Annotated in this window: 13 protein-coding genes; 1 reads left to right on the top strand and 12 read right to left on the bottom strand. The window is 38.4% G+C overall.

Annotated elements, in window-relative coordinates:
• The first annotated feature begins 76 nt into the window (after nucleotides 1–76).
• Nucleotides 77–655, top strand: a complete 579-nt coding sequence (locus tag FD44_RS09265) for a PBECR4 domain-containing protein (protein WP_010620299.1) — start codon at nucleotides 77–79, stop codon at nucleotides 653–655.
• A 411-nt stretch (nucleotides 656–1066) separates the two neighbouring features.
• Here FD44_RS09265 and FD44_RS09260 read toward each other — a convergent pair whose 3' ends face one another.
• The 12 genes from FD44_RS09260 to FD44_RS09210 all read right to left on the bottom strand — a co-directional run bounded on the left by FD44_RS09260 (nucleotide 1067) and on the right by FD44_RS09210 (nucleotide 7250).
• Nucleotides 1067–1975 carry a LysR family transcriptional regulator gene (locus tag FD44_RS09260; protein ID WP_010620300.1) on the bottom strand — a complete coding sequence of 303 codons (909 nt, stop codon included), beginning with the start codon at nucleotides 1973–1975 and terminating at the stop codon, nucleotides 1067–1069.
• Between the two features lie 83 nt (nucleotides 1976–2058).
• Complete coding sequence (locus FD44_RS09255; protein ID WP_010620301.1) at nucleotides 2059–3288, bottom strand: oxidoreductase; 1230 nt, start codon at nucleotides 3286–3288, stop codon at nucleotides 2059–2061.
• A 153-nt stretch (nucleotides 3289–3441) separates the two neighbouring features.
• The gene (locus FD44_RS09250) at nucleotides 3442–3702 is read right to left on the bottom strand and encodes a helix-turn-helix domain-containing protein (RefSeq protein ID WP_010620302.1); all 261 of its coding nucleotides are present in this window, start codon (nucleotides 3700–3702) and stop codon (nucleotides 3442–3444) included.
• Nucleotides 3703–3704: 2 nt separating this feature from the next.
• Nucleotides 3705–4253: a hypothetical protein gene (locus FD44_RS09245; protein WP_029327591.1), complete on the bottom strand. Its 549-nt coding sequence runs from the start codon at nucleotides 4251–4253 to the stop codon at nucleotides 3705–3707.
• A gap of 123 nt (nucleotides 4254–4376) precedes the next feature.
• The gene (locus tag FD44_RS09240; RefSeq protein WP_076621477.1) at nucleotides 4377–4715 is read right to left on the bottom strand and encodes an SIS domain-containing protein; all 339 of its coding nucleotides are present in this window, start codon (nucleotides 4713–4715) and stop codon (nucleotides 4377–4379) included.
• A 17-nt stretch (nucleotides 4716–4732) separates the two neighbouring features.
• Nucleotides 4733–5059: a hypothetical protein gene (locus tag FD44_RS09235; protein WP_033445257.1), complete on the bottom strand. Its 327-nt coding sequence runs from the start codon at nucleotides 5057–5059 to the stop codon at nucleotides 4733–4735.
• A complete protein-coding gene (locus FD44_RS09230; protein WP_010620306.1) occupies nucleotides 5052–5348 on the bottom strand; it encodes a type II toxin-antitoxin system RelB/DinJ family antitoxin in 297 nt (98 codons plus the stop codon). The genes FD44_RS09235 and FD44_RS09230 overlap by 8 nt, the downstream gene beginning before the upstream one ends.
• A 201-nt stretch (nucleotides 5349–5549) precedes the next feature.
• Nucleotides 5550–5813: a HigA family addiction module antitoxin gene (locus FD44_RS09225; protein ID WP_010620307.1), complete on the bottom strand. Its 264-nt coding sequence runs from the start codon at nucleotides 5811–5813 to the stop codon at nucleotides 5550–5552.
• A 319-nt stretch (nucleotides 5814–6132) separates the two neighbouring features.
• Nucleotides 6133–6462: a hypothetical protein gene (locus FD44_RS09220; protein ID WP_010620308.1), complete on the bottom strand. Its 330-nt coding sequence runs from the start codon at nucleotides 6460–6462 to the stop codon at nucleotides 6133–6135.
• A gap of 118 nt (nucleotides 6463–6580) precedes the next feature.
• Nucleotides 6581–6712: a hypothetical protein gene (locus FD44_RS10835; protein ID WP_263862578.1), complete on the bottom strand. Its 132-nt coding sequence runs from the start codon at nucleotides 6710–6712 to the stop codon at nucleotides 6581–6583.
• Between the two features lie 75 nt (nucleotides 6713–6787).
• Nucleotides 6788–7024, bottom strand: a complete 237-nt coding sequence (locus tag FD44_RS09215) for a DUF2922 domain-containing protein (RefSeq protein WP_010620309.1) — start codon at nucleotides 7022–7024, stop codon at nucleotides 6788–6790.
• Between the two features lie 16 nt (nucleotides 7025–7040).
• Complete coding sequence (locus FD44_RS09210; protein ID WP_010620310.1) at nucleotides 7041–7250, bottom strand: DUF1659 domain-containing protein; 210 nt, start codon at nucleotides 7248–7250, stop codon at nucleotides 7041–7043.
• Nucleotides 7251–7414 lie beyond the last annotated feature (164 nt).

The following is a 7414-nucleotide window of genomic DNA, read 5'->3' as shown; positions in this document are numbered from 1 at the left end:
CAACACCAAAAATTCTAGACCCACATATAAGCCGCTAGCTCATTGCTGGCGGTATTTTTTTAGGAGATGTTAGCTTTTGAGTCGGGACATAAATGAAGTATCACTAAACCATTTGTTAATTGCTAGCGTCAATTCAATAAACTTTAAAGATATATTAGATGATTATCGGCTTTGCTTCGCGGGACATAGAATTCGCATTCATACGAACTATAATTTACTGAATTCCTTTGATATTGTCTTTACTGAAAACGATATTCCTCATTTAATGGGTTGGGAAAAGATTACATACAAAAGCAGAAATGCTAGTAATATTATAAATGCAGTCGATCAATTCAAATTCACAGCAGCAATGGCAAAGAAAAACCCCAACTGGTTTAAAGTCAAAAAGCGGATGCTAAACTACAATTTTCTCCATCGCATATTTCTCGATAAAGATGTGAATGTCCTTGTTGTTACTTCTGATATGAAACCTAACCGACTCAAACTGGATATTGTATTTATCATAAACTTAGAACACGAATCAGTTATTCTGGGCCTCAGAAAAGCTAAAAACCAGGACTTTTTTGTAACAACAACATTGCACACAGAGCGTAAAGATAATCAATATAATTGTCGCAGAAGAACCCGAATCACTTCATTAGAGTGGGTAGACTAGAAAAATAAGTTGCTAAAGCCGTATAGAAAGTAAAGGAATAAGTTTTGATTGAAAATTACTTGTAGATGTAAGTTAAACTTTTATAAAAATCATATCTTGCAACATCACAAAAGCTAACACAAAGCTACGCACGTTTTGGTAGTCAATTATTCAATCTTTACACCCTTCTAAAACAAAAACCCCGGACTGTACGAATACAGATAACGGGGTTTCGCTAGTCCAGCACCTACTCCTAGGGCCCTCTGGACTTGATCCACAACTTATATTACAACAGCAACAGTCATTTTTTCAATATCGTTTACTCACTTTTTAATACCTAATTTGAGATATTTGACACTATTATTGAATCTCTTTGTATCGCAAAAATAGCAAGAGTGCGAAAGTTATATTTCCGCATCCTTGCTATTTTTTCTATCCAAAGTCTTTTATTCCTTTTATAAACTCACTCTGCAACACCGTAAACTGCTTCTCCGGCTTATTAATAAGGCCATATTGGAAATCTAAATCATTTTTCATGTCCAACATGTTCAAATCACGTTCCACTAGCTGACTTTGCTGAATGTCGTAAAGGCGATTTTTTATTTGCGAGTCTCGAATAATGGAAACAGCCTGGAACTTTTTCATCGTCTCCAGAATGACTCGGAATGCGGTTGATTGAACGATGACATTCAGTGCGCCATACTTCTTTTCAATTTTGCTGACAAACTCTGGAATGTAATCGTCGGTAAATAAGGCGAATTCCTGCTCTCGGATCAAATTAATGGGGATTGGATCAGGATAGGTCGCCAGGTAATGATTCGCCGTCATGTACAATTTGAATTGTCCTTGCCCGATTTTATTAAAGCTGAGAGAATTCAATAATTCATAATGACTTTTATTGATGGCAATCAGTCCCAGATCATACTCATCATTTTTGACCGACTCAATAATTTGCTGACTATTGGCCTCCTCGATTGAAGCTTTAAATTGTGGATGATTATCTTGAAACTGTAACAGCCAGTTGAGCAGCGACTTGGGAACTTCATTCATAACGCCGATTCGAAGTGGCGGATCCACAGCGAGTCGTTGCTTATCCGCGACCTTGCGCATCATCCCCAACTGATTTTCAATTTCCATGGCGTGGTTAATGATTTGCTTGCCGGCTAAAGTGGTGCTAGTGCCGTTTCGAGTACGGTTAAACAGCTTGACGCCGAGTTCAGCTTCCAGCTTATCCAGTGATTGGCTCAAACCAGCTTGGCTGATACTTAAATTTTTGGCTGCTTGAGAAATCGTAGCCGACCTGTCCAGTTCAACTAAATATAGCATTTGATCAAGATTCATTTGCCCACCCCAACATCGTTCTTTTCTATAGTATAGTATATAAAAATCGCGAAGCCATTAATTTCTGGTCTCGCGATTCTTTATTATGCCTTTAAATGGGCAAGGTTGTATGAAGCGCCGGTCCCATCTTTCAGAACTGATTTATCCAAGCTTCCTGCTTCATGGAGCGAGTAAATTGATTCTCTACCTGGCAAATGAGGTTCCATCTTAGGGTCTGAGAACAAATTGATTAATCCTGGCGTTAATTTGGACTTTTTAACCTGTTCTGGTGAAATTTCATGAATAATTTCGTTGCCACGACCCTCAGAAATCTTCAATCCAAATTGAGGATCAATGAAAGTTGCCCGTCCAACTGCTACCAAATCAGTATATTGGAGCGCATCTTTGGCATCCTCTTCGGACATCACATTTCCAACAATGATGAGCTTTGTTTCTTCGGGCAAAACTGGTTTGACGATTTCGGCGTACGTTTTGTCAACGCCTGCTGGCTTAGCATCGTATTGAGGTAATGAAAGGTGAATATAGTCGAATTCAAAGTTTTCAGTTAGCGTCTTAACGAGTTCGGTTGCTTCTTTGTAGTCATAACCAACGTTGTCCCCATGAACTTCTTCAGGGCTGAGTCGATAGCCGACGATAAAGTCTTTTGGTGCGTATGCTTTAACAACCCGGAAGACTTCTTTTGCGATTTCCATAATGCAGTGCATTCGGCTGTCCAATGTTTGACCACCCCACTCGTCTGTTCGGCGGTTTGACCAAGCAGAGAAGAATTGCTGGAGCAGGTAGTGATTGGCGCCGTGAATTTCAACGCCATCAAAGCCGCAGTCGATTGCCCGTTTAGTTGCTGCACCAAAATCCTTAATAACTTCGTGAATTTCAGCATCAGTCAATTCTTCAACATCATAATCTAGGAATCCAAAATCAAATGATGATGGCGCATAGACTTTGTCACCTAATTTGGCGCGAAAATTTGCCTCACGACCAGAATGTTCAAGCTGCAAAATGGCTTTGTTGCCGTTCTTCTTAATGACTTTTGCGAGTTTAGCAAATCCTGGCTTTTGATCATCTTTATATAATCCGAGTTGTTCACGGTCTCTTGCCCATGAACGAGAAGGTCCCCCTGCACGACTGACGTAGGTGTATTCCACAATCACCATTCCGGCTGATTGCGACCGAGCTGCGTAGTAATCAATTGTGTCCTGTGTCACATAGCCATCATTCTTACCACTATTTGTCAGCATTGGTGGTTGAACGATTCTGTTTGCTATTGAAGCACCGTGTCTGAATGTAACCTTATCTGTCAGTTGTTTTGTCATGTTGGTTTCCTCCTATTTGAGTACAAGTTCATTATATTGAACCATTTGTGAATCGTATAACAAGTAGTGATAAGGCTTACATAAGCTGGAGTTATATTAGAACACAAAAAAGGAGTGCCGTTGAGGGGCACTCCTTGTTAATCCGCTGAATGTTTATTTAATCGGTGCTTTAAAGTCTTCTATTTTCTTTAGGATTGTTTTGTAATCATCTAGGGTGAACTCTTTTGAGCCACCCTCATACTTCAAATAATCGAGGAGAGAGAGACCTAATCTGGCAGCTGTGTCTTCTTGAGTAAAGCCCAATTTAAAGCGTGTGGTTAGAATTTGATTGCCGAATTTTAGTTCTTCAGAATCAAAATATGCTTTAATTTCAGGATCGAGTGGTTTATTACCAAGAAATTTTTCAATATTCATAATTACATCTCCTCGAGAAAGTCATTTCTTCTATGATCATTTAGTTGCTCCAATTCAAAACTAATTTCATCAGTCTTCACAGCAAATTGCGTCGTTAACCAATTTGCACTTCTTTCCTCTGGGAGGTATTTTAAAATACCTGGTCTTTTAGTCATGCCAAAAGAGTAAACTATTGCCCACTCATTGTGGAATAAATTTGGACTAAAGACAAGCCTTATGTGTTCTGATTGAGAATCTACTCGAACTTCGTAGCTCCTATTTGAACTATTCAAAAATTTAATCAGCTTCCAACTGGCAAATTCCTGAGTTAGTGGATTATACATTTTTTCAACTAAAAAGTGGACTTGACGTCCGGAGTTCTTTTCCGTCTGTAAATTTGCAATCTGACCATCATCATTAATTGTTAGCTCGTTGAACATTATCTCGATTTGAGAAAGGAAAAATAGTACCCTCTGATTTTGTTCAATTAGCCCAATTATATAATTTAAAGCCAATCTCCTTCCAGAAAATTTAAGTAAGACAGGGCTTTTCCTTAATACATAAAATTCCATTTTTATCTCCAATTTCGCATTTATTAAGTCACCTAAGTAATAAATACGCAATTCTTGATCAGGACAACGAATTAGCAACAAATTAAAGAACAAATCAGATTTAATCCAATTTGGTCTTCTTCCTCACTTTTCATAATCCTCAATATACTGATACAAAATTAACTCTAAAATTGCAATCGTCGAGATTCTCGAACTAATATCCGCATGATTAAGATGCACCTCGTCGGTAAAAATATAGAGGTTGATGTCACTTAAATTTTGAATGGTGTTGTTATCCGCCTCCGTGACCGAAATCAACAGGGGACGCTCAGGTCGTTCAATAAAGTGATTCATCATCGATAGTAGTTCCCCATCATTTCCGTCATAGGTCAAAATAAACACGAGCGAATTAGCCTTTACCTGTTCCATTTCAATCCGTCGAAAGTCATGATCTCGGGGATAATGCACCTTGAAGCCCGCCATTGAATAAAGGTAGTTGATTATTGATGATAAAAATTTTCGATAAATTTAGATAGTCCAACCTTATCCAACAATGATAATTGTCCAATGACTTTTAAATTCAGACCATGTGCTGGAAAAGTCTCTGTACTTCCTACGTCAATCCATGATTCTTTTGCTAGATTTGCTTGTTCCCATTTATCAATATGATAATATTGCTTTTTTATCTTTGCTGACTTATTTTCAAAATGAGATGTTATTCTAAGCAGAATCAGAGACTCTTCATTTCTTTGATAAACAAGCGCGGGCCTCTTTTTCCCACCATTTATCTCAGTATATTCAATAAATACTGTAACGATCTCATTCATCCTCTTTATCGGCGTTTTCAAGCCACTCCATTAACTCAGCCTTACTCTTTGCCCGTTTACTTGGGATTGTCTTGATTGCTGCGCCTAATCGGATGTCAGCCAGTCTTTCCTTAGAGACACCTACATCAAAAGGTAACTTTCCTTGATTAACTATCTGATGGTAAAACATACTAATCGCAGTCGCGTGATTGATTCCCAATTCTTTAAGAATAGCACTCGCTTCTTCGTATGTTTCTGAATCAATGTTGCTTTGGACTTTGGGTTTACTGTTATTTGCATTAGCTGCCATAGTTACCCTCCTAGGAAAAATAGTTACTTTCAAATCTATCTACCACCCTATTATAATCTATTTGAATCAATTGGACTACTTAATTAGTCTATTTACTTATAATTACGCAAAAATGGCCCAGAATCCATCATCGGATTCTGAGCCATTTTCTATATCTGTTGCTTTACCTCACAAATAATACAAGCTAAATTTTTTCTATTTTTAATCTTGAAGGAATTTTCGATAATTGGTTTCTAAGTTCATCCAAAAAGAAGCTGGCACCTTGAGCACTATTTCAAGTTTATTGGCAAAACTAAGGGTTACTAGCTGTTCTCCACTAATCACGTGGGCAACTTGTTGACTTGTAACTCCGGCTTTATTTGCTAGGTTACTTCGCGTCATGTTCAGACTATCAAGTGTCTCGCTAAGTATGTCCCCCGGTTTAGTTACATAGTCTGGATTTATCTCGTATACTTTGTTTGCCATGATAGCTATGGCCTCCTTAATTTCGTTTCTCATGCCGTCAGTATAATATTGACTGTGAATCATTGAGGCTAACCAATCTATTTTTATGTCCGCAACTAATTTTTAGTAGTCATTTCTAACTAATCACTAAAATTGTACCTTTTTTCTGCCATAGCGTTCCAAATTGGATTGAGTCTTTAATAATTCTATTTCTTATAATAGTAGGTGTATGTGGTGGGCGTGTAGCCATAATTGTAATTTTTTTGCCTGATGACTTTCACTTTATGACCTTTGTATTTTTTCGTTGTTGCTTTTAAGTATCTTGTTAATCCACTGGAGTTTAAGAACCAATAACCGTGAAACTGATCTTTGGAGTTTGTTTTCTCAGTTGGAAAGGTATTGCCTTGGATCCTTTTTTGAAAGTACTTCCGTGAAGCCAAAGTCGATTTGTCTTAATCCCTTTATGATAGTCAGTTATATAGATGGAATATTTAGTCATCTTAAAAGAAGTTGAATTCTTTTTCTTGTCTCTGTGTGTCGTCCAGGTTCCTCTCATTGAGGCGGGTACCGTCACGTGTTTGGTGGTCGAAGTGGCAGATGCATTTGATGGCATCATGCCAATTCCCAATACCATGGCGATCACCATCATTAGCCAATAGAACTTTTTCATGTTATCTCCTCCAAGAAATAAATAGTTGATTAAACATAATTATATTATAAGGTCTTTCTACTTTTATTTACAGACGCAAAAATGGCCCAGAATCCATCACCGGATTCTGAGCCATTTTCTATATCTGTTGTTTTTCTTTCAACTCTGACATGAGCAAGGTCATCCCCACCCACGCCACTTCTTGATTCTGGTAGCGACACCCATACAAAATTAATGCACTGGCAATCGCGATTAAGCAAACTTTTTCCATGTCGCAGCCCCCTCCTGTTACAGGTACGGAACATACAATTCGGATAAACGGTGGAGGGTTGTGCTAGGCAAAAGCCTACTTGTAGCTGGTGATCAGGTTTGTTTCAGTCTTGACGTATTGAATTGATTTTTCGGTGGCGTAAAGCTTAGCGCCGTCCTTTGCAAATAATTCTAACTTCTTAAAATTATCCATTGCTTCTAATAAGTCCTCTTCGGGCAAATCAGGTAGCGCGTATGGCATTGAAAGCGTATGTTTGGCACCGTTTGCGTCGGCCAAAGTAAATTGTAACGTTTGTTTAGTTGTGCTTGTCATGTGTATTTCCTCCTAATTAGATGGCTGGTGTCGTCATTACATTATCAGCAGTCGTGATCACTGCACTATCGAACTTCTTGCCGGTTAACTTTTCCAAAATGAGTCCAAAGTTCGCAATTTGATCCTCTTTAGGGGTCTCGACCACGTTTGAGAAGCTGTGCTTACTTTGTCCATTTTCGTCAGTCATTACCATTGTGAGTCCGGTGCGTGTCCATTTCTTTTCCATGTGTGAATTCCTCATTTCAACTAATTTATGTAATTGTCGGCCAACGCTTACATGGATACAAACACGCGAGGCAAAAGAAGTGTCAACCTACTTTTCAAAATGTAGCTGGAAGTCGGCTCGAGCGGTAACCAGTTCCTAACAAGCCATGAAATTTGGCTGTCATT

Origin of the sequence: Secundilactobacillus malefermentans DSM 5705 = KCTC 3548 (assembly GCF_001436395.1) — a bacterium.
GTDB classification, from domain to species: Bacteria; Bacillota; Bacilli; order Lactobacillales; family Lactobacillaceae; genus Secundilactobacillus; species Secundilactobacillus malefermentans.
Note: the sequence above shows the minus strand (reverse complement) of the source record. Positions and strands in the feature narration are given on the sequence as shown.

Coding starts and splice junctions, on each gene's coding strand:
- FD44_RS09250 (WP_010620302.1), bottom strand. CDS start 3,702: ATGAATATTGAAAAATTTCTTGGTAATAAACCACTCGATCCTGAAATT.
- FD44_RS09230 (WP_010620306.1), bottom strand. CDS start 5,348: ATGGCAGCTAATGCAAATAACAGTAAACCCAAAGTCCAAAGCAACATT.
- FD44_RS09215 (WP_010620309.1), bottom strand. CDS start 7,024: ATGACAAGCACAACTAAACAAACGTTACAATTTACTTTGGCCGACGCA.
- FD44_RS09225 (WP_010620307.1), bottom strand. CDS start 5,813: ATGGCAAACAAAGTATACGAGATAAATCCAGACTATGTAACTAAACCG.
- FD44_RS09260 (WP_010620300.1), bottom strand. CDS start 1,975: ATGAATCTTGATCAAATGCTATATTTAGTTGAACTGGACAGGTCGGCT.
- FD44_RS09210 (WP_010620310.1), bottom strand. CDS start 7,250: ATGGAAAAGAAATGGACACGCACCGGACTCACAATGGTAATGACTGAC.
- FD44_RS09240 (WP_076621477.1), bottom strand. CDS start 4,715: ATGGCGGGCTTCAAGGTGCATTATCCCCGAGATCATGACTTTCGACGG.
- FD44_RS09235 (WP_033445257.1), bottom strand. CDS start 5,059: ATGAATGAGATCGTTACAGTATTTATTGAATATACTGAGATAAATGGT.
- FD44_RS09245 (WP_029327591.1), bottom strand. CDS start 4,253: ATGGAATTTTATGTATTAAGGAAAAGCCCTGTCTTACTTAAATTTTCT.
- FD44_RS09255 (WP_010620301.1), bottom strand. CDS start 3,288: ATGACAAAACAACTGACAGATAAGGTTACATTCAGACACGGTGCTTCA.
- FD44_RS10835 (WP_263862578.1), bottom strand. CDS start 6,712: ATGGAAAAAGTTTGCTTAATCGCGATTGCCAGTGCATTAATTTTGTAT.
- FD44_RS09220 (WP_010620308.1), bottom strand. CDS start 6,462: ATGAAAAAGTTCTATTGGCTAATGATGGTGATCGCCATGGTATTGGGA.